Below are 23,627 nucleotides of genomic sequence, written 5' to 3' on the forward strand. Positions count from 1 at the left end.
CTCCCGCATGGTACCGCGCAGGTCTCCCGGATTTCAGGTTAGCGTGGGCCATATAATTAAGGATTGCGATTTTATTTAATAATTTTCATAACATACTCTAATAATACGAGTCGGCAGACGCATCCCCGGACGGACGGCACGACCCATGGACATCCGCAAGATGGAAAGCCTCGTCGCCATCGCCGACCACGGCTCGTTCACGAAGGCGGCCAAGGCGGTGAACCTGACCCAATCGGCCGTCAGCCAGCAAGTTCACGAGCTGGAAAACCTGCTCGGCGTTCCGCTGTTCAGCCGCGACAGCCGGCCGCCGAAATTGACGCGCCACGGGCAGGCCTATGTGGAGACGGCCCGAGCCATGCTGGCGCTGCATCGCACGTTCCTGGAAACCCATTGCCGCAGCGAGGTCAAGGGAACCCTGGTGGTCGGCACCGTGCGCAGCGCCCTGACCGGCGTTCTGCCGAGGGCGCTGCGCACCTTGAAGCAAAGCTTCCCAAATCTATCCCTGCGCCTGATCAACAGCGGACGCCTGTCCAACGACCTGACCCAGGACGTCCGGAACGGCCAATTGGACGCCGCCCTGATCGTCGGCCCGCCCGCGGCGGACGACGAACTTGTCTGGCGCGCCTACGCCATGGAACGGTTCTTCGTGATCGCGCCGGCCGACGCCCCCGGCACCACCGACGCCGACCTGCTGTCGGCCGGCCCCTACCTGCGCTTCATTCCCAACCTGCCGATCGAGCGGCGCATCGACCGCGAGATCGAGAAGCGCAACCTCGCCATCGTGCCGGAGATGGAGCTCGATACCTTCGAGAGCATCCTGCTGATGGTGTCGGCCGGCCTCGGCACCGGCGTCGTCCCCGAGCTTTACATCCGCGAAGCCGCCCGCGACCGCATCCGCGCCGTCCCCTTCGGCGACGCCTCCTTCTACCGCGAACTCGGCGTCGTCACCCTGCGCCGCGGCAAGAAGATGGCCCTGGTCGAGGCCCTGCTTTCCGCCCTCGTCCAGCCGGCCGCACGATAACCCGGTCCGGCGGTCCGGCCTTGGACGAGGGCGGCTTGGCACAGTCCGTTTGGCAAACGCCGCATCAAGGCCGGTGGGTGCCGTTTCGCCGGCTGGAGATCAGCCTCAGCCACGGCGCCGAATGGAAGGCACTCATCAGCACGTACATCGGGACCATTCCGGTCAGCGGTGACGCATGGTGTGCGGCCGAGCAGAGCATATCCGGCGGGCCGCCATCGAGAACACCCGTCAGCAGCGCCATGATTCCGAAGGTCGGCGCGGCCGCGAGGGACAGCCAGCCGGCCGCGCCGAGGGCGGCTACGTTGCTGTTTTCAGAGCGGATCGCGCCGCAGGCGCTTCCGCCGGTATCGGCGTCGCTCATGTTTTCTCTCCTACAACGATGCGTTCCCCGGCCGGTGCGAGACGCGGCAACAGCCGCTCAGCCCTTGTCGTATTCGTCGTGGCGTCGCAGCCAGTAGCCCGTCTCGTTGCGCCCCTTGGGCGCGCGGTCGAGCCACGGGTACATGCCCCAGATGGCGTCCACACCGCGGGAGTAGGCGGAATAGGTGTGGTAGACGATGCCGTCCTCGAGCGCGAACGCGCTCACGCCCGGCCTCTCTCTCGCGTAGGTGGGCACGTCGGTGCCGGCCATGGTGGCGCCCTTGGCAGCCCCGTCGGATGTCTTGCGCGAGGCTATCCCGGGCGGCAACGCCGGCTCGCGCTGGTAGTTGTACTCGATGCCCTGGCGCTGTTGCTCCTCGCTGAACCCCACGCTGAAATCGAAGTTGAAGTCGCTGCCGAAGGACGACGCCCAGGGGAACGTCCATCCCATCCGCCGCTTGTATTCGTTGAGCTTGGCCAGCGGCGCCCGGGACACCGACGTGAACGCGACGTCGTGGGCCTCCAGGTGGACGACGATGCCGTTGAAGCCGTCGGCGATCGCCGAGCAGGACGGGCATCCCGACTTGTAGTCGGGCCCGAACATGAAGTGATAGACAAGCAGCTGCGAGCGCCCCCGGAAGAGGTCGGCCAGCGAGGCGCTCCCCCCGTCGGTTTCGAAGCTGTACTCCTTGTCGATCTTGACCCACGGCAGTTCCTGGCGCCGCCGCGCCAGTTCGTCGCCCAACCGCGTCAGCTCCTTCTCCGCCTCGAGCAGATCGAGCCGCGCCGCCAGCCATTCCTTGCGTGTTCCGGTCTTGTGCTTCGTCATCCCGTTTCTCCTTGCGTGTTGGGTTAATCGTCGTGAGATTGATTATCGGTAGCGAATTCGAACGGTGGGGAGTGACAAGTGTGTCGGGATTCCGATGGACCCGCTGATCGGGGCGGCGGCCCGCGCGCTCGCCGCGGGTGATGCGCTGGGCGCACTGAACCGGGTTGCGTTGCGCGACGACGCGCCCGCGCTGGCGCTGCGCGGCATCGCCATGGCGCAGTTGGGCGATCTCGAGCGGGCAAGGGCCCTCGTGCGGCGCGCGGCCCGCGCCTTCGGTTCGAAAGACGCCGTGGCCCGGGCGCGGTGCGTCGTCGCCGAGGCCGAGATCGCGCTGGTTTCGCGCGACCTGGGCTGGCCCGCCAAGGCGCTCGATGCCGCTCGCGCGACGCTTGAAGGGGCGGGCGATCGGCTGAACGCCGCGCATGCGCGTTATCTCGAGGCCCGGCGTCTGCTGCTGATCGGGCGTCTCGACGAGGCCGAGCGGACATTGGCCGGGCTCGACCCCGCGCCCTTCCCGCCGGCCTTGCGGGCCGCCCACGAACTGGTCGTCGCCGGGATCGCCATGCGGCGCCTGCGCACGAAGCCGGCGCGCGCCGCCCTCGCCCGGGCCGGGCGCGCCGCCGGGCACGCCGGCAACCCCGGGCTGGCGGCGGAGATCGACAGCGCGTCCCTCGTGCTCGATACGCCCGCGGCGCGCCTGCTTGCCGGGGGCAAGGAGCGCCCGCTGCGGCTCGAGGAGGTCGAGGCGTTGCTGGCCGGCAACACGCTCGTCGTCGACGCCTGCCGTCATGTGGTGCGGGACACCCGCATGGCGGTATCGCTGGTCCGGCGCCCGGTGCTGTTCGCGCTCGCCCGCGCGCTGGGCGAGGCGTGGCCCGGAGATGTGCCGAGGGCCACGCTCCTCGCCCGCGCCTTCCGGGCCAAGACCGCCGATGAATCGCATCGCCAACGGCTGCGGGTCGAGATGGGGCGGCTTCGCGCGGCGCTGCGTCCCCTGGCCGGCGTCAGCGCGACGAAGCGGGGGTTTGCGCTCTCGCCGCGCCACGCCCCCGAGATCGTCGTGCTGGCGCGGCCCATCGAAGAGAAACATGCGGCGGTGCTGGCCTTCCTCGCCGACGGCGAGTCATGGTCGAGCTCGGCCCTGGCGCTGGCGCTGGGGGCCAGTCCGCGTACCGTGCAGCGGGCGCTGGACTCGCTGGCCGTCGCCGGCAAGGCACAATCGTATGGCCGCGGGCGGGCCCGTCGCTGGGTGACCCCGCCGGTGCCGGGATTCACGACGACCTTGTTACTCCCCGCCCCGTTACCAAGTGACTAGGATGAGAACTCGGGACGGGAGAAAAAGATGGAACTCGTGACCCATAAGAAATTGAAAAGCGGCCGGTTAATGCCGTGGGGAAAAGGCACGGTCGTTAGCGGAGCAAAGGGATTTGTCTTCCTTTGCGGAAACACGGCGACCGCTGACGATTATGATGCAACCGACAAAAAGGGAGGCTTCGTTGGCGATGCCGCCGCACAGTGGCACGCAATTCTCGCCAACATCAAATCGGATTTGGAGGAACTCGGCAGCTCGCTCGAATATCTCATCAGGCTGACCATCTTTGTTAAGGGGCCCTTTCCCAATGGCGGCGTTCTGAGCTCTCCCCATTATCGCCTGGACGTGATGGACGAGTTCTTTGCTGAGCATTGTCCGAAGCATTGCAGCAATAACAACCCGCCGCCCTCGGAGGTGATCGGAGTTGCAGCGCTTGCACAACCCGACATCGTTGTTGAAATTGTTGCCGTCGCGGCGCTGCCGGACTGAGCAGGGCCTCGGTGCCCCAGGATAGACGCATGAAACGATCAGCAGCCGAAATCCTTCGCGAGTATGGGCCCTTTCCGGGTGTCGAGACCGTGCATGGCGTCACCTACGACGGCCGGCATGTCTGGTTTGCATCCGGAGACAGGCTGAACGCCCTCGACCCGGCAAGCGGGAAGACGGTGCGCGAAATCGATGCCACCGCGCTTGCCGGGTCGGCCTTCGACGGCAAGCACCTGTTTCAGCTGGCCGAGGACCGCATCCAGACGATCGATCCGAAGACCGGCCGCGTGCTCGCCACCATCCCGGCGCCCGAGGGCGACGGCAACTCGGGCCTCGCCTGGGCCGAAGGGATGTTGTGGGTGGCGCAGTACCGGGACCGCAAGATCCACCAGGTCGATCCCCAAACAGGGGCGATTCTGCGCACCATCGAGACCACCCGCTTCGTCACCGGGGTCACCTGGATCGACGGCGAGCTCTGGCACGGCACCTGGGAAGCCGACGAGAGCGATCTCAGGCGAATCGATCCGCGAACGGGAGAGGTCCTCGAAAGGATCGAGATGCCGCCCGGCGTGGCCGTGTCGGGGCTCGAGTCCGATGGCGGCGAGCAGTTCTTCTGCGGAGGCGGAAGCGGCGGGAAGGTGAGAGCCGTCCGCCGGCCCCGGCGAGCCTCCATCTCGACCGGATGAGGGAAGAACATCGGCGGGTCGTCGAGGCGGTGACCGCGCAGGATGACACCGCGGCGCGGCAAGCCATCCGCGATCACCAACCTGCACGCCGGCGCGCAGAGAAAAGCGAAGGTCGATATCCTCGCGTACATCATCACCCTCCGCCCGGATATCCGATAACGGCCTCTTTCCGGCGGTCTATTCTTAGTAAGCCTCTTGGCAAGCCGCCTCTGCCGCGCCCGCCCACAAAACCGGCGGACGCACCGGTGCGCCGCTTGTATCCATATCGCCGGCCGATCATCTCGTCGCACCCTGGTGCAAAGATCGTCGCGTTAAATCACCCTTCCTTAAGGAGTGCGTAGGCCGCCCGACACAACCGTCAGGCTGCCCCAACAGAGCCCTTGCCGGCCACCGGCAAGGATCCCTCCACGTCCGTGAAGCTCTCCCCGGCAGCGGCGCCACACACCAGACGGGTAGGGATCAAAAAAGCAGCATAATCCATGTTTTCGACGAAATGGTGACTTTCAATCTTTAGGAGAAGACATCAAAATGCAAAAATATCTTCAATAATAAAAATAGAATAAAGGCTTCTCGTTCCAATAAATGTCAGGAACGGTAGCGTTTTGGTGTGTGGACGCTAACTTCAAATTGGTATCATTACTTGTGAGCGCCCCAATACTTGGGCCTCCCACAGGAACCTGGAAACACAAATCCGAGTGCCGCCATGTTGCTCGATAAGCTGCGCGGGGCCGTGTGCGAGGCCAACCTGGAACTGAACCGCCGGGGCATCGTGCTCTACACATGGGGCAACGTCAGCGGCATCGATCGCGGGCGCGGCCTGGTGGTCATCAAGCCGTCGGGGATTCCCTACGAGGAGATGCGGCCGGAACACATGGTTGTGGTCGATCTCGACAACCGCGTCGTCGAGGGGGATTTGCGGCCGTCGTCGGACACCCGCACGCATACCGTTCTTTATCGCGCCTTTCCGCAGATCGGCGGCATCGCCCACACCCATTCCGTCCACGCCGTGGCTTGGGCCCAAGCCAGGCGGCCCGTGCCGTGCCTCGGCACGACGCACGCCGATCACTGCGCCGGCCCGATTCCCTGCACCGCCGCGCTGACGCCCGAGGAAGTCGGCAGGGACTACGAGGCGGAAACCGGGGACGCCATCGTGCGGCGCTTCGCTGACGATCGGTTGGATCCGATGGCCGTACCGATGGTCCTGGTGGCCGGGCACGGGCCGTTTGCCTGGGGCCCTTCGCCGGACGAGGCGGTGCGCAACGCCGTCATCCTCGAGGAAACCGCCCGCATGGCCACCCTGACCACCGTGGTGGCGGGAAGTCCGCAGCCATTGGAGGATTACATCCTCTCCTACCACTACGAGCGCAAGCACGGGAAAGACGCCTGGTATGGCCAGCCGGAGACGCCGTCGGGCTCCTCGCGAAAGCGGCCACCACGGAATCGGGGCAACGTTTGAACTTGGGGAGAACGCGATGATGACGTCACAAAAACCGGTCATCGGGCTGCTGGGTATCATGCAGGAGCTCTATGACGACATGCTCCCCGGCATCACCCAGCGCCAGGAGGACTATGCCCGTCAGGTGGCCAAGCGCCTTGCCGATCAGGTTGACGTCCGTTTCCCCGGCGCCGCCCGCAATCGCGACGACATCGAGCGCATCATGCGCGGCTTCGAGGCCGACGACTGCGAGGGAATCATGGTCGTCAATCTGACCTATGGCCCGGCCCTGCGCATCGTCAACGCGTTCCGCGACGTCCGGCTGCCGGTCATGCTGGCCAACATCCAGCCCGAACAGGCGGTGACCGCCGGCTGGGACATGTCGAACCTCACCTACAACCAGGGCGTCCACGGCGCCCAGGACACCGCCAATTCGCTGATGCGCTTGGGCGTGCGCTTCAAGGTGATCACCGACGACTGGCGGGCCGACAGTTTCGCCAAGTCCGTCGGCGACTTCGCCTGCGCTGCCCGGGCGGTCAAGCGCATGCGCAAGGCGCGCGTCGCCATCATCGGCCAGATGCCCGGCATGGGCGACATCCTGACCGACCCCCACGCCTTCATGCGCAGGCTGGGGCCGCAGGTCGATCACGTGAACATCGGCCTCATCGCCCAGGCGATGGAGGGCGTCAAGGGCGCCGAGATCGACGCCGTGATCGCCGCCAACCGCAAGAATTTCGAGATCGACGAGGCCATCACCGAGGAAAGCCACCGCTACGCGGCCCGCCTTCAGGTGGCGATCAAGACGGTCGTCGATGCCGGCGGTTACGACGCCTGGAGCCTGTACTTCGACCAGATCGGCCTCGATGGGCGTTTCCGCCAGACCCACATGATGGCCGCCTCCAACCTGATGGCCGAGGGATACGGCTATTCGGCGGAGGGGGATTCGTCCTGCGCCAGCCTGATGGTCGCCGGCTATGGCCTGGCCCCCGATCCGCACTTCACCGAAATGTACGCCATGGACTTCCCGCTCGACGCCGTGCTGCAAAGCCACATGGGCGAGGGCAACTGGAAGGTCGCCCGCAAGGACAGGAAACCCCGTCTCATCGACCGCCCGCTCGGCATCGGCGGGCTCGACAACCCGCCGACCGTGCTGTTCCAGGCCCAGCCCGGCCCGGCCACACTGGTCTCGCTGGTTCCGGTGGTGGGCGAGCACTACCGGCTGGTGGTCACCCAGGGCACCATCCTCGAAACCGACGAGCTTCCCAACGTCGAGATGCCCTATTTCATGATGCGCCCGCAGAACGGCGTCCGCGAATGCCTCAACGGCTGGCTGCGCAACGGCGGCACCCACCACCAGGTGCTGCACCTGGGCGACACGCGGCCGCGCTGGCAGAGCTTCTGCGAGCTGCTGGGGATCGAGTACGCCGAGGTGTAGGTCGTCGCCTCATTAACGCGTCATTCCGGACACGACTTTCCTCCAAATCTTTGATTTGGCTAGGAAAGTCTGTGATCCGGAATCCAGGGGCGAGTGATGGAGCGCTTGCCCTGGATTCCGGATCGCAAGGCTCGCCACCCGGTGCAGGATTTGACGCTTACGCGTCAACTCTGTGCACCGGGCTCGCCTAACGTCCGGAATGACGGCGTAAATCTTTATAGGTACACGTCTTCCTGTCCTACCTCTCCACCCCCAACCGAATGACGTTCCACGAGGCTGGGGCCAGGGTCGCCGTCAGGTTCTGACCCTTGAGGGTAACGCGCTCCAACGGCCTCGGCCGGATGCGCTCGGGTTCCTTCCTGGTGTTCGCCGCCTTGAGGTCGCCGTCGTGCATCTCCAGGCCCTCGGTGAGCGAAAGCGCGCTGAAGTCCTTGGCCGTCACCTTCAGCGTCATTTCGGAATCGAGGCTGCGGTTGAGCGCAAAGAGGGTCAGGGATGCCGCCTCGGGATCATGAACCGCCGCGACCTTGAGATAGGGCACCGCCGGCATCGGGAAGGTGAGATCCTCGGCGCCGCGCGGGTCGTAGTAGGTGGCCGCGTAGGTCGGGGAATCGATCTTGGCCTTCAGCACGTGGCCGCGGCCGAAATTGCTGAAGTGAGCGAACGGATAAAAGATGGTCTGGCGCCAAGCCGGGCCACCGGTTTCGGTCATGATCGGGGCGATGGCATTGACCAGCTGGGCCAGACAGGCCGCCTTCACCCGGTCGGCGTGATTGAGCAGCGACAGGCAGGCGCCGCCGAAGGTCAGCGCATCCTCCATGGAATAGACCTCTTCGAGGATCTCCGGTGCTACCGGCCAGTTTTCCTTGACCCGATCGGCACGGCTGCGTCGCGTCCGATACCAGACGTTCCACTCGTCGAAGCTGAGCATGATGCGCTTCGAAGACCGGCGCCGTGCCGACACGGCGTCGGCAATGGCGACGACCTCGTCGATGAAGGCGTCCATGAGGTCGGGGCTGGCCAGGAAGGCCGCGGTATCGCCGGCCCAATTGTTGAGGTAGGTGTGCAGCGAGATGTACTCGACGTGATCGAAGCAGTGGTCGAGCACCGTTTGCTCCCAGGCGCCGAAGGTCGGCATGGTGCGCCCCGAGGACCCGCAGGCCGCCAGCTCGATCGAGGGGTCGATCCACTTCATCATCTTGGCGGCCTCGACGGCCTTGCGGGCGTACTCGGTGGCGGTCTTGGCCTCCATCTGCCAGGGGCCGTCCATTTCGTTGCCCAGGCACCAGAACTTCACCGCGTGGGGCTTCGCCCAGCCGTGCGCCTGGCGCAGGTCCGATAGGGCGGTGCCGCCCGGATGGTTGCAGTATTCGACCAGGTTGCGGGCGGCATCGGCGTCCCGCGTGCCGAGGTTGACGGCCAGCATCGGCTCGATGCCGGCCAGCCGGCACCAGTCGATGAACTCGTTGGTGCCGAACGCGTTGGTTTCCGTCGACATCCACGCCAGGTCGAGACGCCGCGGCCGATCCCCGACGGGGCCGACGCCGTCCTCCCAGTTATAGCCCGACACGAAGTTGCCGCCGGGATAGCGCAGGATGGTCGGCGCCAGTTCGCGCACCAGATCCAGCACGTCCCGGCGAAATCCCTTGGCATCGGCCTTCGGGTGCCCGGGCTCGAACATGCCACCGTAGACGCAACGGCCGAGGTGTTCGGCAAAGGCGCCGAACAGGCGGGGGTCGGTTTGTCCGATCGTGAAGTCGGGGTGAAGAACGACGTTGGCGGTCAGCATTCCGGAATCTCCATTATTCATCGTCGCGGCCGCCATCAGCGGCTGGCCGCCGTGTCCCTTTCGGTGGATGAGAACTGCGGCGCCAGGAGTTCGTCCCGGCGGGCAGGATCGGGCGACAGCACCGAGTTCTTGAGCAGGATCGAATAGGGATGGGTGGGATGGGCCAGCACCTCGCGGGCGTTGCCACTTTCGACCACCTCGCCTTTCTTCATGATGATGATGCGGTCGCTGATGTAATAGGCGGTCGCCAGATCGTGGGTGATGTAGATGATCGACACCTTGAGGGTGTCGCGCAGCGCCTTGAACAGGTTGACGATCGACATCCGGATCGAGGCGTCGACCATCGACACCGGCTCGTCGGCGATGATCAGCGCCGGGCTGGAGATCAGCGAGCGTGCCACCGCCACCCGCTGCAACTGGCCACCCGACAGTTCGTGCGGGAAGCGGCCCTTCACTTCGGCCAGCGACAGGCCGACCTGGCGCAGCGCGCGGTCGGTCTTGGCGCGGACTTCGTCCGCCGTGCGCGCATCGGTGAAGTGCAGCGCCGTCATGTACAGATAGCGGTCGACGCGCTTCAACGGGTTGAAGGCCTCGAACGGGTTCTGGAAGATCGGCTGCACTTGGCGCATGAAGGCCAGCCGGTCCTTCCGCTTGCGGATGGTCGCTAGGTCGACGCCGCGAAAGCGGATGGTCCCTTCGGAAGCCGGCACGATGTTGAGGATCATGCGGGCCAGCGTCGTCTTGCCACTGCCCGATTCCCCGATGATGGTGAAGATCTCGTGGCGGTCCTCTTCGAGCGTGAAGCTGACGTCCGATACCGCCGCGAAGCGGCGCCGCGACAGCAGGCCACCCATCGCATAGATCTTGCTGGCGTGGCCGACCTCGAGCAGGGGCGGGCTCATACGGCGATTCCCTTCTCGGCGGCGAAGCAGGCCACCCGCCGGCCCGGCCCCGCCCACTCCATGACCGGGGTCTCGCGCGAACAGATGCCCATCGCCAGCGGGCAGCGCGGATGGAAACGACATCCGGGCGGTGGATCGGCGAGATTGGGCGGCACCCCTTCCAGCCCCTTCTTGGGCGCCGCGTCGCCGACCTTGGGCAGGCTGCCGATCAGATGCGCGGTGTAGGGATGCCTGGGGCTGGCGAAGAGCTCGGCGGTCGGCCCTTCCTCGACGATGTGGCCGGCGTACATGATGCCCAGGCGGTCGGCCAGATTGGCATGGACGGAAAGGTCGTGGGTGACGAACAGCAGCGAGGAACCGATTTCCCGTTGGATCGAACGGATCATCGCCAGCACGCCCTTCTGCACGACCACGTCGAGCGCGGTGGTCGGCTCGTCGGCGATGATGAACTCGGGACGGCAGACGGTGGCCAGCGCGATGGTCACCCGCTGACGCATGCCGCCCGACAGCTCGTGCGGATAGGCGTCGAGCACGTCGGGCTGCAGGTGCAGGCGCTCGAGATGGCCGACCACGGTGTTTGCGAAGTCCGGCATCGGCTTGCCGATATGGCGGAAGGCGAAGTCGACGAACGAGTGGCGGATGCGGCGCACCGGATTGAGCACGCTCATGGAGCCCTGCATGATGTAGGACAGGTGCCGCCAGCGCATGGCGTTGCGCTCTTCCGGCGTGCTCTCGTAGACGTCGATGTTCTGGCCCCTGAAATTGAACTTCACGCTGCCGCCGACCACGTTGAGCGGCGGCTGGATGGCCCCGGCGATGGTCTTGATCAGGCTCGTCTTGCCGCAGCTCGATTCCCCGGCCAGGCCGTAGATCTCGTTGGGGAGCACGTGGAGCGAGATGTCGTCCACCGCCCGCACCTCGCGGACGATCCCGAAGTAATGCGTCTGGTAGTAGGCGCGAAGGTCGGAAACCAGCAGCACCGGCTGCGGCTGCGGCGCCCCCGGGGCGCCCTGGCCGGCCGCGCCGATTACGGTGGCGCCGGCGGCCGTCATTGCTTGGCGCTCCTCATGCGGCTGAGCCGGCTGCGCGGATCGATGTACTCGTTCATCGAGACGGCCAGCAGGAACAGGCCGATGAACACCATGATGACCAGGGCCACCGGAAAGAACACCCACCACCAGACGCCCGCCGTCATCGCCGTGTGCTGGTTGGCCCAGTAGATCATGACCCCGATGGTCGGCGTGTTGATGTTGGTGAAGCCCAGCACGGAAAGCGTCACCTCCAGCCCGATCGACCAGTTGACGTTGTTCATGGTGGTCGAGAACACGATCGGCATGACGTAGGGCAGGTGCTCCTGCGCCACGATCTGGCGCGTGCTCATGCCGGAATAGACGCTGTGCTCGGTGAACTGGCGGGTACGCAGGCTCATGGCGATGGAGCGGATCAGGCGGGCGTCGTAGGCCCATCCCAGGCCGGCCATCACCAGGGCCAGCGCCGCCCACGACATGCGGTCGCGCATCACGAAATAGAACATCACCAGGATGGGAAACAGCGGCATGACGATGAAGGTGTCGTTGATCGACATCAGCACGCGATCGACGAAGCCGCCGAGGTAGCCCGACAGCAGCCCGATGACCAAGGACAGGATGCGGCTGAGGACAGCCACGATGAAGCCGAACAGCAGCGTGTTGCGGATGGCGAAGCTCAATTGCCAGAAGACATCCTGGCCGCGCGACGTGGTGCCCATCAGATAGGTCCACGACGGCGGCAGATCGGGCGGCACCACGTAGACGTCCTCGGGAGGCATCGGCGCAAACGCCGACATCGCCGACATCGCGACGACGATCCCCAGCAGCACGGTACCAGCGGCGAACTCGCGATTGTAACGGAGCAGGTCTTTGAGGATGCTCAGCATGGCTCAGCCGATCTTCACGCGGGGATCGAGAAGCGGATAGAGAAGGTCGATCACCAGGACGGCGCCGGCGACGCCGATGATCGAGATGGTCGTGATGCCGAGTACCAGGCTGTAGTCGCCGGCGTGGACGGCGGCCACCAGCAGGGTGCCGACGCCGGGATAGCCGAACACCTGTTCGGTGATGATGGCGCCGTTGAAGATGGCGCCCAGCGACATGCCGAGGCCGGTGATCTGCGGCACCAGCGCGTTACGCATGACGTAGGAACCGAGGATGCGGTTGCGATCGACGCCGGCCAGTTCGGCATAGACGACGTAGTCCTCGGTGACGATGTTGGAAACCAGCGCCCGCATCCCCATGAACCACGAACCCAGTCCCACCAGGATCAGGGACAGGGCGGGCAGGAAACCGTGCGTGATCACGCTGCCGATGAACGCAAGGTTCCATCCGGGGGTCATGTTCCTCTGGTAACCGCCACCCAGCGGCAGCACCGGCCACAGGTAGCCGAAGACGATGAGCAGCACGAAGGCGACGATGTAATAGGGGATCGGGTGCAGCCCCATGGCCACCACGCCGGCCGCCTTGAGCAGGCGGTTCTCGCGGTAGTAGCCGGCGAGCCCGCCCAGGATGTTGCCCGCCACCCACGAAATGACGATCGCCGTGAGCAGCAGGCCGACGGTCCACGGGATCGCCCGGCTGATAAGGGCCGAGACCGGTGTCGGGAAGGCCGAGACCGACGGCCCGAAATCCGCCACCGCGATCCGTTTCCAGAACGTCCAGTACTGGTCCCACAGGCTTCCCTTGAGGCCGTACAGGTCGGCCAGCGCCTCGCGCAGCATGTTGATGGCTTCCGGACTGGTGCTGCCGAAGGAGGCTGCGGCCATGATCGAATGCTCGACCGGGTCGATGGGGGTCGCGTGGGTGACGAAGAAGACGATGTTGATGCCGATGAAGACCACCAGGAAAAACTGGCCCAGCCGCTTCGCTATGTAGACATGGATCGACTGCATCGGGTGGCCCGTCACTCCATTCGGAAAAAGGGGAGGCGGCTTTTCCGGGTTGCCGCCTCCGCCGCGGGACCGATTACTTCTGGCGAGGCTTCAGCTTCACCATCATGTACTTGGTGTTGGCCCAGTTGGGGACGGGATCGGTATACGGAGCATCTTCCGCGTTGGGGTAGCCGGTCCAGTAGGTCTCGTCCATGACCGTGAACACGTTGTAGGCCATCAGCGGAATGACCGGCATCTCGCGGACGGTGAGCTTGATGTACTCCTTGCCGATCTCGACGCCCTTCGGATCGTCGAACCCGATGCCCCGGATCTGTTCGATCAGCTTGTCGAGCTCGGGGTTGCTCCAGCGCTGCCAGTTGCGCGGCGGCTGCGGGTTGCCGGGCTTGGCCACGAACTGGGAGTGCCAGCTGTCGAGGAAGAAGGACAGGTCCGGATGGCCGCCCCAGGTTTCGACGCTCCAGGACATGATGGCTTCGTAGTCGCCGGCGGCACGGACGAAGATCAGGTTGCCGCCTTCCGCCACCACGATCTTGGCGTCGATGCCGAACTGGCGCCACTGCTGGGCGATCATCGAACCGGCCCGCGTCATCACCGGGCGGGTTTCCCCCTCGGTGGTGATGCGGATGGTGAACCGCTGTCCCTTGGGCGTGTACCAGGCGTCGCCCCGCTTGGTGAAGCCGGCCCGCTCCAGCAGCTCGGCGGCGACCTGCGGATTGGGTTTCCACCAACCCCGCCCGAACGCCTTGGATATCAGCTTGGGATCGGAAGGGATCTGGTCTCCCATCGACGGGCGCAGCATGTCGGCGATCTGCTTGCCGGCGGTGGGATCGTAGGGCTTGTACTTGGACTTGCCGGTGTCGATCTCGAAGTCCTTCAGCCAGGCCTCCATCGGCTCGTGATAGAAGTCGGGCTGGGTGCCGGTCGGCGGAATGGCGATCGCCGAGATGGTCGCAGCACCCCGGTAGGACGCCATCGACACCGCCTTGATGTCGATCAGCAGGGCCAAGGCCCAGCGGACATCCTTGTTCTGGAACAGCTCGTTCTGGTGGTTGAGAATGACCGAGGGCAGCGTCGGGTCGGGATGGGCGTAGGGGAAGCCCTTGAACCAGCCGCGCGAGGTCTTCGACTGCTTGGCCAGCGTGAACATGCCTTCCGGGGCGACGTCATGGATGATGTCGAGTTCGTGGTTCATCTGGGCGATGACGCGCTTGTCGGGCGGGCCGGGATCCATATAGGTGACGTATTTCGGTCCGGGCTCGCCGAAGCGGGCCACCGTTGTCCGCTTCCAGTCCTCGCGCTTCTGCCAGGTGAACCACTTGCCGTTGGCATCGAAGCTGTGCAGCGTGTAGGGCCCGATGCCCACCGGCGGGTTGAAGGCGAACTTCAGCGGGTCGCCCGCCTTCTCGAACACGTGCTTGGGCATCATCCACATGCCGTTCCAGCGCACCGTAAACAGGGCGTGGAATCGCGAATTCGGTTTCTTCAGCTTGAAGACGACGGTGTTCTTGTCGGGCGCCTCGACCGAAGCGACGTTGATCTGGATCGGCGCGCTCCAGAACAGGCCGTTCGTCTTTAAGTGCGTGTTGATGGTATAGAGCACGTCATCGGCCGAGAACTCGACGCCGTCACTCCAATGAATGCCGGAACGCAGCTTCACCGTCATCTCGGTGAAGTCGGCGTTGTAGATGGGCTTTTCGGAAGCCAGCGAGTTGTCCCAGACGCCGTCGATGCCGTAGTTCGGATCGATGTACCAGAAGGTGTCCATGGCCAGCTGCTGGAGCCCCGTGGACCGACCGCCGGCATTGACGGCCCAATAGTTGAACCATCCCGGATTCTTGATGGTTCCCTCCGGATTCTCGACGATCAGGGTTTCGTGGCGCGGAAGATTGGATGTTCCCTGGGCGTAGGCCGAAAAAGCGAACGCGCAGACGCTTGCCGTAACGGCAAGGCTTCGCAAAACAGACACTAGCACCTCCTCTTTCCAGTCCCCAAGCAGGCTACCGAAGAAGGGTTTGGAGTGCCCGATGAGCGGGTCGCGGGAAACGAACCCGAAGCCCGACCGATTCTCGCAACCGGACTACGTCAGCTCTGTTGCGTTTGCGACTCTGTAGGATTGGTGCACACGGTTTCCCTTCCTGTGAAGCCAGCGGAATTTGCGTTGCCGTCAAATTCCCGCCCGATTTACGGGCATTCGCGCCTTTCCGGTACGGTTGTCTTCAACCTACCGGTCGGCAATCTTTGTTTTTTAGGTGGGTCGTCCTGCCCGCCACGGTAGACAGCATTCGGTCATAAACATGGACGAAACCGCTTTTCCCGTCGAAAAGGAAAATCCCGCCCAGGCCGCCGGTGCTCGCAGGCGCCAACCGCCCAGTGCCAACAAAGCCTTTCCCGCGCATGGACGATGATGTTTGGCCGGCCGCCAGGGAGGCAGGCCCGGGCCGCAGTCAGCCGCCGGCCGACGACAAGGCTTCGGCCGGTTCATCGCCGAGTTCCATGCTGCGGGCCCGAAAGGCGCGCGGGCTCATGCCGACCTGCCGGCGGAACACCCGCGAGAAATACAGCGGGTCGTCATAGCCGACCATTTGCGAAAGCGACTTGATGGGGACGCTGGTGACGCGCAAAAGCTGCATAGCGTATTGGATGCGCTGGCTGTCCCGCCACTGGACGATCCCCATGCCGACGTGCTTGTGAAACAGGTGCGACAGGCGTGACGGCGACAGGCAGACTTCGGCGGCGATCTCCTTGACGCCCATCGGCTGCTGGAGGTTCGTGGAAATCAGCGTGCAGGCCGACAGCACCCGTTCATCGATCGGGACGTTCTTCATCTGCGCGGCGCGGTCGACGCGGGCGCAGGAGAGCAGAATGTGCTCCAGGCAATTGAAGGCCAGATCACCCGACAGGCTGTCGGTCAGCATGGACAGCTTCTCGACCTCGACGAAAAGGCGGAACATCTCGCGGAAGAACGCTCCGTCCTTGCGTCGCAGGACATGAACCTTTTCGACCTGCTTTTCCCATTGCAGCCAGTTGCGCCAATAGGCCCGCGGCTGGAAATAGACCCAACGGTGCCACCATTTCTCGGCGGACGGATCGCGGCCGTAATAGTGGGCGGCCTGCGGCGGGAAAAGCAGAAGATCACCCTGCTCGACGACGAAGGACTCCGGCCCGTCGAAGACCCGGCCCGCCCCCTCGGCCGTGAGATTGATGATCCATCCGCGCATGCCGTTCGGACGATCGATGAAGAAATCCAGCGGGCCATTCCTTTCGATCGGCGTGATCCCGGCAACCAGCCGGACATCGAAAGGAAAACCCGGAAACAGCGGGGCGACGTCGAGATCGGTGCCCGGCCCCTCCCCCGCCCGCGTCAGCTTGCGGAAGATGCGCTGGACCTGGGGGTCCTGCGACGGGTCGAACGCGCCCTGATCATCCATGTCTTCAGCGGAATGCTGCATTCCGTTCTCCGCCTTCCGGCCTATTGTACACTTGGGGATCGCCTGAAAAAAGGGAAGGACCCCACAGGGAGCAAAAAGGCGGATCATCCATGAGAGCCGCGCGTGGCCGCGGCCCGCGCGATGGGAGCTTTGCCGCGATGACGTCTGGGGCTGACCGTTTCGTCATAGGACTGGATTTCGGCACCGACAGCGTACGCGCCGTCGTCGTGCGGGTGGCGGACGGCAAGGAAATCGCCGATGCCGCCGCTTCCTACCCGCGATGGGCGAAAGGGCGGTATTGCGACCCGACACGCCAGATGTTTCGCCATCACCCGGCCGACTATCTCGAGGCCATGACCGAGGTGGTCGGCAAAGCGCTCGCTGGGCGTCGCGCCATTGCCGATGCGGTCGTTGGGCTGGGTGTCGATACCACCGGCTCCTCGCCGCTGCCGGTTTCGTCCGACGCCAGGGCACTGGCGCTCTACGACGAATTTGCCGAAGATCCCGATGCGATGTGCATCCTGTGGAAGGACCACACCGCCGTCGCCGAAGCCGAGGATATCAACGCGCTCAGCCGGACCGGACGGTTCCCCGACTACACCCGCTATGTCGGGGGCATCTATTCGTCGGAATGGTACTGGGCGAAAATCCTTCACATCGGGCGCCACAATCCCAGGATCTTCCAGGCCGCCGCCAGTTGGGTCGAATTGTGCGACTGGATTCCGGCCGTCCTGACCGGGGTCAAGGATGCCGCGGCGGTGGTCCGCAGCCGTTGCGCCGCCGGGCACAAGGCCTTGTGGCATCCAAGCTTCGGCGGCCTGCCGTCGCGCGATTGGCTGGTGGCGCTCGACCCCTGCCTAGGCAACCTGCCGACGCCGATGTTTACGGAAACCCGCACCAGCGACCAGGCCGCCGGCCTGCTGACCGCCGAATGGGCGGCGGCCTTCGGACTGCCGGCCGGCATCCCGGTTGCGGTCGGCGCCTTCGACTGCCACATCGGGGCGGTCGGGGCCGGCATCGAGCCCTACTCGCTGGTCCGGGTGATGGGAACCTCCACCTGCGACATCCTGGTGGCCCCGCCCGAGGAGGTCGGCGACACCGTGGTTCGCGGCATCTGCGGCCAAGTCCCCGACAGTGTGCTGCCGGGGTATGTGGGCTTCGAGGCGGGGCAATCGTCGTTCGGCGACGTCTTCGCGTGGTTCGACCGGCTTTTGCGCTGGGGACGCGAGGAAACGGTCACGCCGGGAGGCCTCCTGCCAAGGCTGGAGGAGGAAGCGCGGGCGTTGCCGCCGGGCGCTTTTGGGGAGCGGGCGCTCGATTGGCTCAATGGCCGGCGCACGCCCGATGCCGACCAGACCGTGCGGGCGATGGTCGCCGGCCTTCATCTCGGGTCTTCTGCCGCGTCGATCTATCGCACGCTCGTCGAGGCCACCGCGTTCGGCTCACGGGCCATCGTCGAGCGATTCGAGAGCGAGGGGATTGCGGTCAAACACGTCGTGGCGATCGGCGGCATCGCCCGGAAGTCGCCGTTCATCACCCAGGTTTGCGCCGACGTCATGAATCGCGAGATCGGGGTTGCCGAATCCGACCAGTGCTGCGCCCGCGGCGCCGCCATCTTTGCGGCGGCGGCGGCCGGCCGGTATCCCGACGTCCATCAGGCCAAGGCGGCGATGCTGAGCCCGATCGAGAAGGTCTTCAAACCCGATCCGCGCGCCCACGAGGCCTATGGCGCGATCTACACCGACTACCTGGCCATCGGAGCGTTCGCCCAACAGATGGCCGGACGCTGACGGCCGAGATTGACGGCGTCACCCGCCGGCCGCGACGAACGCTTGCGACATGATTGTTCCGGTTCGCTTCGACATGGGCTTCTCCCACGTCCTTGATCGCCAAATGGAAACATCATCGTCCATGCGGCGGAGTTTCTTCCCGCGTCACCCAAACATCGAACCGGGTACCCCCGCAAAGATGTCGGAAATGGACGTCTATCTTCTGACAACATCATGGTTTTCTGGAATATTTCTTTCTTCTAATGTCCGGCCTATGCCTTTCGAAGAGGGCGCTGCCGGCGGCAATGAATTTGAAATCGAGCATCTGGCGCGGGCGTTCGGCCTTTCCAAAAAAAGCTGAATGATCCATGTTTATGACCAAATGCTGTCTTCTATGGAATGCCGTACCCCTCTACAATCGTCGCAATCAAAAAACCAAAATTGCTGAACTGCGGGTTGAAATACCATCAAACCCACGTGGGCGTCTTTGTGCCCGAGCCATCGGGCCGGAAATCGACAGTATCCGGGCACCGTGACACCAAGAATGCTAACAAGGGAGAGTTTCATGAACAAATTGAAGTGGGCAGGCGCATCTGTTGCCGGCGCAGTGATGATGTTCGCCGGGACGGCGGCATTCGCCGTAACAATCGGTTTTTCCCAGGTTGGCGACGAGGGCGATTGGCGTCCGGCCTTTTCGAAGGACATGCAGGAAGAGGCCAAGAAGATGGGCATCGACCTCAAGTTCGCCGATGCGCAGGGCAAGCAGGAAGAGCAGCTCAAGGCTGTTCGCGCCTTCATCGCCCAGCGGGTCGACGCCATCATCGTCGCCCCGGTGGTGGTGACCGGCTGGGATCAGGTGCTCAAGGAGGCCCAGAGGGCGAAGATTCCGGTGTTCCTTGCCGACCGTGACGTCGACGTGACCGACAAGTCGCTGTTCGTCGCCCGCATTTCGGCCGACTTCAATCTGGAAGGCAAGCTGGCGGGCGCTTGGCTGGCGGCGGCGAGCAAGGGCACGTGCGACATCGTCGAGATGCAAGGCACCGTCGGCTCGGCCCCGGCGATCGAGCGCAAGAAGGGCTTCGAGGCCGTCATCTCCCAATTCCCGAACATGAAGATCGTCCGCTCGCAGTCCGGCGAATTCACGACGGAAGGCGGCAAGAAGGTGATGGAGGCTTTCATCAAGGCCACCAACAACCTCAAGGGCATTTGCGCGGCCTTCGCGCATAACGACAACATGCAGCTGGGCGCCATCCAGGCCATGAAGGAAGCCGGCCTGAAGCCCGGTCAGGACGTGCTGATGGTGTCGGTCGACTACGTCCCGGCCATGAAAAAGGCCCTCGCGGCCGGCGAGGCCAATGCCTCCGTCGAGCTGCGCTCGGCCATCGGCAAGTACATCTACCCGGTGGTGACCGACTATCTGAAGAGCCCGAAAGAACTGCCGAAGTGGATCGTGATTCCGTCCGATCTGCACACGGCGAAGGGCATGTAGGGAGCACCTCTCGCGCCTCCTGAAGGCAACTCAAAGAGCGGCGCCTTGCCGATGCGATTGGCGGGCGCCGCTTCCCGCCCGCCCAGGATACCGGGTAGAATACGCGAACCTTGCTGCGCCACAGCGACAGGGAGAAACCGGCGTGACGGACTCTTCGGCCCTGCGGATCGAGATGCGTGGTGTCTCGAAGACATTTCCCGGCGTTCGCGCGCTCGAGAATGTCGATTTGCAGCTGAAGGCCGGCGAGGTGCACGCCCTGTTGGGCGAGAACGGCGCCGGCAAGTCGACCCTGATCAAGATCATGACCGGCGCGTTGACCCGCGACGAGGGCGAAATCCGCCTCGACGGACGCCCCGTGGAGATCAACACCACCGCCGACGCCCAGGCGCTCGGCATCAGCACCGTCTATCAGGAAGTCAATCTGGTCCCGACGCTGACGGTCACCAAGAACCTGACGCTGGAACGCCAGCCGCGCCGCTTCGGGCTGATCTCCTGGGGCCGGGCACGGGCCCTGGCGCACCAGCGGCTCAAGCGTCTCAACCTCGAGATCGACACCGAACGGCCGCTCGGCTCCTACTCGGTGGCGATCCAGCAGTTGGTCGCCATCGCCCGCGCGCTCGAGGATGACACGCGGGTCCTGGTGCTGGACGAGCCGACCGCCAGTCTGGATGCGGCCGAGACGGAGCTGCTGTTCAAGATCATGCGCGACCTCAAGTCGCTGGGCATCGCCATCGTCTTCATCACCCACTTCATCGATCAGGTCTACCAGATCGCAGACCGCATTTCCGTGCTGCGCAACGGCCACATGGTCGGCACGGCGTCGGCCGCCGACCTGCCGCGCCTCGAACTGATCTCGATGATGATCGGCCGCGAGCTGGCGGCGGTCACGGCCCGCCTGGCCACCCACACCTCGAAGGCGAGCGGCGAGCCGGTCCTGGCGGCCGAAGGGCTGGGGCGCCGGCGCACGATGGAGCCGTTCGACATCGCGCTTCGGGCCGGCGAGGTGGTCGGCCTGGCCGGCCTTCTTGGATCGGGACGCACGGAAACCGCCAAGCTGCTGTTCGGGGCGATCCGCCCCGATTCCGGCCAGGTGAAGATCGACGGCAAGGCTGTCGCCCGCTTTTCGACGGGCCATTCCCTGCGCTCCGGAATCACCTTCTGTCCGGAGGATCGGAAGGCCGAGGGGCTGGTCGGCGAGCTTTCCGTGCGCGAGAACATCATGCTGGGCCTGCAGGCCAAGCGCGGCTGGCTGAAACGCGTCTGGAAGGACGAGCAGAAGCGGCTCACCCAGGAGATGATCGAGGCCCTGGCCATCGCCACGCCGGACGCGGAAAAGCCGGTCGGGCAGCTGTCGGGCGGCAACCAGCAAAAGGTGGTGCTGGCGCGCTCCCTGGTGGCGCGACCCAAGGTCCTTCTGCTCGACGAACCGACGCGCGGCATCGACGTCGGTGCCCATGCCGAGGTGGTGGCGCTGATCCGCCGCCTGTGCGCCGACGGTCTGGCCTTGCTGGTGGCCTCCTCCGAGCTCGACGAACTGGTTGCCGTCAGCGATCGGGTCGCCGTATTGCGGGATCGGCACAAGGTTGGGGAGATGTCGGGGGCCGACATCACCCGCGAAAACATCATTCAGACGATTGCCGGCGGATGAACATTGAACAACCCCATGCCCTCGATCGCAGGCCGATGAGCGCGGAGCCCTCCTCCAAGACGACGGCGCCGTCACCGGACTTGGGCACCCGGCTGCGCGCGCTGACCGCGCACAGGGCGACCTGGCCGCTGCTGGCCCTCGTGATCATCCTGATCGTCGACGGCATCATCGCGCCCGGCTTCTTCACCATCCGCATCGTCGGCGGCCGGCTGTTCGGCTCCCCCATCGATATCCTCTATCGCGCCATGCCGACCGCGCTGATCGCACTGGGCATGGCGGTGGTGATCGGCAGCAAGGGGATCGACCTGTCGGTCGGTTCCATCGTCGCCGTGGTCGGCGCCACCATCGCCTGGCGCATCCACGCCGGCGACCCCCACTTCGTCATCCTCCTGACGGCGCTGGCCGTGGGTCTTCTGTGCGGCATGTGGAACGGCTTCCTGGTCGCCGTGCTCAACATCCAGCCGATCATCGCCACCCTGATCCTGATGGTGTCGGGCCGCGGTATCGGGCTGATGATCAACCTCATCTACGGCGGCACCGATCCCAGCTTCCAGAGCCCGCTGCTGCAGGGCCTGAGCGTCGGCAGCATCGGCCTGATCCCCACCCGCCTCATCCTTTTCGCCGGACTGTTCGCCGTGTTGTGGTTCGTGATCCGCCGCACCGCGCTTGGCCTCTTCATCGAATCGGTCGGCGCCAATGCCGCCGCGGCCAACCTGGCCGGCATCAACGCGCGCCTCGTCACCTTTTCCGTCTACCTGATTTCCGGGCTGTGCACGGCCTGGGCCGGCATCATCCTGACCGCCGACGTCCACACCTCGGACCCGGTCAGCGTCGCGCTGTTCAGCGAACTCGACGCCATCCTGGCGGTGGTGATCGGCGGCGGTTCGCTGGCGGGCGGGCGCATCTATCTGGGCATGACGCTGCTGGGCGCGCTGGTCATCCAGACGCTGGCCACCTCGATCCTGATGAGCGGCCTGCCGCCCGAATACAACCTTTTGGTCAAGGCCGTGGTCGTGCTGTTCGTGCTGCTGTTGCAGTCGAACAACGCGCGCGACGCCGTGTTCACGATTTTCAGGCGGAGGAAGGGATGAAAGAGCGCTATCTGCCCTTGATGGCGACCATCGCCGTGTTCCTGGCGCTGTTCGTGACCGGCGGCATCTTCTACAAGCACTTCTTCTCGACCCTGGTGCTGGGCCACATCCTGGCCGACAACGCCTTCATCATCATCGCCGCCATCGGCACCACCTTCGTAATCCTTTCCGGCGGCATCGATCTTTCCATCGGCTCGATGATCGGCTTCGTCGGCGTCACCATGGCCTTTCTCGACACCCAGGGTTGGCATCCGCTGGCCTCGGCCGCGGTGCTACTGGCTTTCGGCCTGCTGTTCGGGGCCTGCCAGGGATTCATCATCGACTTCTGCGGCATCCAGGCGTTCATCGTGACGCTGGCCGGCCTGTTCATGCTGCGCGGCGCCTGCTTCATGGTCAGCCTGGATTCCGTGCCGATCCGCCATCCGTTCGTCGGCGTGTTCGCCGACGCCAGCATTCCGCTGCCGGATGGCGGTTTCCTGGCCAGTTCCGCCATCGTCATGCTGGTAGTTCTGGCGGTCGCCATCGTCATCGCCCATTTCACGCGCTTTGGCACCAACGTCTATGCCATCGGCGGCGACCGCACCTCGGCGATTCTCATGGGGGTGCCGATTCGGCGCACGACCGTGATGATTTACGCGCTGGGAGGCTTTTACAGCGCCCTGGGCGGCGTGATCTACGCGCTCTACACCTCATCGGGCTACCCCCTGGCGGGAACCGGTAACGAACTCAACGCCATCGCGGCGGTGGTGCTGGGCGGCACACTCTTGACCGGCGGCGTCGGCATGGTCGCCGGCACGCTTTTCGGCGGCATGATTCTCGGCCTCATCGCCACGCTGATCATCTTCAACGGCTCGCTGAACGGCGCCTGGATCATGATCAGCAGCGGTGTCCTATTGTTCCTCTTCATCGTGATGCAGCGCTCGCTCGTCGGTTCCTTCAACTTGCGTCGAACGGCCTGACGGCGGACGCAGGCGCCATGCCGCAGCCGCAAGGCGGCGTCTGAGACTATCGTCGCGTCCCGCCA

General features: G+C 64.8%; 21 protein-coding genes. 12 read left to right on the plus strand and 9 right to left on the minus strand.

Annotation, left to right across the window (positions count from 1 at the left end; genetic code table 11):
• Positions 1 to 145 precede the first annotated feature (145 nt).
• Positions 146 to 1,021, plus strand: coding sequence for a LysR family transcriptional regulator (locus ODR01_RS00315; RefSeq protein ID WP_316975596.1), 876 nt, complete (start codon positions 146 to 148; stop codon positions 1,019 to 1,021).
• A 64-nt stretch (positions 1,022 to 1,085) separates the two neighbouring features.
• On the opposite strand, the gene ODR01_RS00320 is transcribed toward ODR01_RS00315, so the two are convergent.
• On the minus strand, positions 1,086 to 1,382 hold the full coding sequence (locus ODR01_RS00320; RefSeq protein ID WP_316975597.1) for a hypothetical protein: 297 nt from the start codon (positions 1,380 to 1,382) through the stop codon (positions 1,086 to 1,088).
• Between the two features lie 57 nt (positions 1,383 to 1,439).
• A complete protein-coding gene (locus ODR01_RS00325; protein ID WP_316975598.1) occupies positions 1,440 to 2,210 on the minus strand; it encodes a DUF899 domain-containing protein in 771 nt (256 codons plus the stop codon).
• Positions 2,211 to 2,304: 94 nt separating this feature from the next.
• Here ODR01_RS00325 and ODR01_RS00330 point away from each other — a divergent pair, with 94 nt between their 5' ends.
• From ODR01_RS00330 to ODR01_RS00350, 5 genes are all read left to right on the plus strand, one after another.
• Complete coding sequence (locus ODR01_RS00330) at positions 2,305 to 3,525, plus strand: helix-turn-helix domain-containing protein (RefSeq protein WP_316975599.1); 1,221 nt, start codon at positions 2,305 to 2,307, stop codon at positions 3,523 to 3,525.
• 27 nt (positions 3,526 to 3,552) lie between these two features.
• Positions 3,553 to 4,011 carry a RidA family protein gene (locus tag ODR01_RS00335; protein ID WP_316975600.1) on the plus strand — a complete coding sequence of 153 codons (459 nt, stop codon included), beginning with the start codon at positions 3,553 to 3,555 and terminating at the stop codon, positions 4,009 to 4,011.
• 29 nt (positions 4,012 to 4,040) lie between these two features.
• Positions 4,041 to 4,694, plus strand: coding sequence for a Vgb family protein (locus tag ODR01_RS00340; protein ID WP_316975601.1), 654 nt, complete (start codon positions 4,041 to 4,043; stop codon positions 4,692 to 4,694).
• 703 nt (positions 4,695 to 5,397) lie between these two features.
• The gene (locus ODR01_RS00345; RefSeq protein ID WP_316975602.1) at positions 5,398 to 6,150 is read left to right on the plus strand and encodes an L-ribulose-5-phosphate 4-epimerase; all 753 of its coding nucleotides are present in this window, start codon (positions 5,398 to 5,400) and stop codon (positions 6,148 to 6,150) included.
• A 16-nt stretch (positions 6,151 to 6,166) separates the two neighbouring features.
• A complete protein-coding gene (locus tag ODR01_RS00350) occupies positions 6,167 to 7,564 on the plus strand; it encodes an L-fucose/L-arabinose isomerase family protein (RefSeq protein WP_316975603.1) in 1,398 nt (465 codons plus the stop codon).
• A gap of 238 nt (positions 7,565 to 7,802) precedes the next feature.
• Here the strand turns inward: ODR01_RS00350 and arfA are convergent, their stop codons facing one another.
• The 7 genes from arfA to araC all read right to left on the minus strand — a co-directional run bounded on the left by arfA (position 7,803) and on the right by araC (position 16,627).
• Positions 7,803 to 9,353: an arabinosylfuranosidase ArfA gene (gene arfA / locus ODR01_RS00355; RefSeq protein ID WP_316975604.1), complete on the minus strand. Its 1,551-nt coding sequence runs from the start codon at positions 9,351 to 9,353 to the stop codon at positions 7,803 to 7,805.
• Between the two features lie 35 nt (positions 9,354 to 9,388).
• A complete protein-coding gene (locus ODR01_RS00360) occupies positions 9,389 to 10,255 on the minus strand; it encodes an ABC transporter ATP-binding protein (protein WP_316975605.1) in 867 nt (288 codons plus the stop codon).
• On the minus strand, positions 10,252 to 11,307 hold the full coding sequence (locus ODR01_RS00365; RefSeq protein ID WP_316975606.1) for an ABC transporter ATP-binding protein: 1,056 nt from the start codon (positions 11,305 to 11,307) through the stop codon (positions 10,252 to 10,254). The genes ODR01_RS00360 and ODR01_RS00365 overlap by 4 nt, the downstream gene beginning before the upstream one ends.
• Positions 11,304 to 12,170: an ABC transporter permease gene (locus tag ODR01_RS00370; protein WP_316975607.1), complete on the minus strand. Its 867-nt coding sequence runs from the start codon at positions 12,168 to 12,170 to the stop codon at positions 11,304 to 11,306. The genes ODR01_RS00365 and ODR01_RS00370 overlap by 4 nt, the downstream gene beginning before the upstream one ends.
• A gap of 3 nt (positions 12,171 to 12,173) precedes the next feature.
• Complete coding sequence (locus ODR01_RS00375) at positions 12,174 to 13,178, minus strand: ABC transporter permease (RefSeq protein WP_316975608.1); 1,005 nt, start codon at positions 13,176 to 13,178, stop codon at positions 12,174 to 12,176.
• Between the two features lie 73 nt (positions 13,179 to 13,251).
• Positions 13,252 to 15,144: an ABC transporter substrate-binding protein gene (locus ODR01_RS00380; protein ID WP_316975609.1), complete on the minus strand. Its 1,893-nt coding sequence runs from the start codon at positions 15,142 to 15,144 to the stop codon at positions 13,252 to 13,254.
• A gap of 478 nt (positions 15,145 to 15,622) precedes the next feature.
• Complete coding sequence (gene araC / locus ODR01_RS00385; protein ID WP_316975610.1) at positions 15,623 to 16,627, minus strand: arabinose operon transcriptional regulator AraC; 1,005 nt, start codon at positions 16,625 to 16,627, stop codon at positions 15,623 to 15,625.
• 137 nt (positions 16,628 to 16,764) lie between these two features.
• Between araC and ODR01_RS00390 the strand changes: the two genes are divergently transcribed.
• The 6 genes from ODR01_RS00390 (at position 16,765) to yjfF (ending at position 23,562) form a co-directional block, all read left to right on the plus strand.
• Positions 16,765 to 18,396: a ribulokinase gene (locus tag ODR01_RS00390; RefSeq protein ID WP_316975611.1), complete on the plus strand. Its 1,632-nt coding sequence runs from the start codon at positions 16,765 to 16,767 to the stop codon at positions 18,394 to 18,396.
• 49 nt (positions 18,397 to 18,445) lie between these two features.
• On the plus strand, positions 18,446 to 18,736 hold the full coding sequence (locus ODR01_RS00395) for a hypothetical protein (protein ID WP_316975612.1): 291 nt from the start codon (positions 18,446 to 18,448) through the stop codon (positions 18,734 to 18,736).
• Between the two features lie 204 nt (positions 18,737 to 18,940).
• Complete coding sequence (locus ODR01_RS00400) at positions 18,941 to 19,864, plus strand: ABC transporter substrate-binding protein (RefSeq protein ID WP_316975613.1); 924 nt, start codon at positions 18,941 to 18,943, stop codon at positions 19,862 to 19,864.
• A gap of 142 nt (positions 19,865 to 20,006) precedes the next feature.
• Complete coding sequence (locus ODR01_RS00405; RefSeq protein WP_316975614.1) at positions 20,007 to 21,512, plus strand: sugar ABC transporter ATP-binding protein; 1,506 nt, start codon at positions 20,007 to 20,009, stop codon at positions 21,510 to 21,512.
• A complete protein-coding gene (locus ODR01_RS00410) occupies positions 21,509 to 22,603 on the plus strand; it encodes an ABC transporter permease (protein ID WP_316975615.1) in 1,095 nt (364 codons plus the stop codon). Before ODR01_RS00405 ends, ODR01_RS00410 begins: the two co-directional genes overlap by 4 nt.
• The gene (gene yjfF / locus ODR01_RS00415; protein WP_316975616.1) at positions 22,600 to 23,562 is read left to right on the plus strand and encodes a galactofuranose ABC transporter, permease protein YjfF; all 963 of its coding nucleotides are present in this window, start codon (positions 22,600 to 22,602) and stop codon (positions 23,560 to 23,562) included. The genes ODR01_RS00410 and yjfF overlap by 4 nt, the downstream gene beginning before the upstream one ends.
• The last annotated feature ends 65 nt before the right edge of the window (positions 23,563 to 23,627 follow it).

The sequence above is a fragment of the Shumkonia mesophila genome (assembly GCF_026163695.1).
Classification (GTDB): Bacteria; Pseudomonadota; Alphaproteobacteria; order Rhodospirillales; family Shumkoniaceae; genus Shumkonia; species Shumkonia mesophila.